This window comes from Vibrio sp. 811, assembly GCF_033339195.1.
Genome location: NZ_JAWOUB010000627.1, coordinates 1 through 599, shown reverse-complemented (window position 1 = coordinate 599; position 599 = coordinate 1). Strand labels below are relative to the sequence as shown.

At 42.1% G+C, this 599-nt stretch carries 1 protein-coding gene; it reads right to left on the bottom strand.

The features are described 5' to 3' along the window. Positions 1-497: hypothetical protein (locus tag R7Q46_RS28485; RefSeq protein ID WP_318078483.1), on the bottom strand; the 497-nt coding region annotated here is incomplete at its 3' end. Between the last annotated feature and the right edge of the window lie 102 nt (positions 498-599).

The window sequence follows — 599 nt, the reverse complement described above, 5'->3', positions numbered from 1 at the left end:
AGCGTGTATTTGTATTCGGCAGGTTCAAACGTGACGCTGGTTGTATCAACGAATGTATTCTCTGCCCCAGCAATCATCGCTTTTACTTGTGCTCCACCTAATACGATGTTTTCAGCACTCTCATGAGACACTGTCGCGCTAACATGATAAGTAACTCGACCAAATGGCAGCAATGTCGCGCCAGTCACTTCTAAGTTCGCATTGCTAGATGCGTAACTACCAGCGATTGAACCTAGACTGTGAGTGTCTGATATCGATACGCTCAGAAAGGCTTTTTGGTCGCCCGACATGACATCCCAAACCGCGTTTATCACTGAGACATCTGCAATTGTGTCCGCCGTTGTATTTTTTACCTCAATCGAATACGAAATTTCTTCACCATTTTCATAATGACTCCCAGAAGCAGGACTAAATGAAATTTCCACCTCTCCTGCCGCTAAAGCATTTGCAGAGGTAAATAAGGCAACTAAGAGTAAGGTAAAACAACGCTGAACCATCGACACAGTACTTTCCAATTTATATAAAATTCTTATGAATTACCGAGAGTAAAATGAACACAAAATCGTCAAAATTTTGAGGCGACGAATTTTTGACGACAA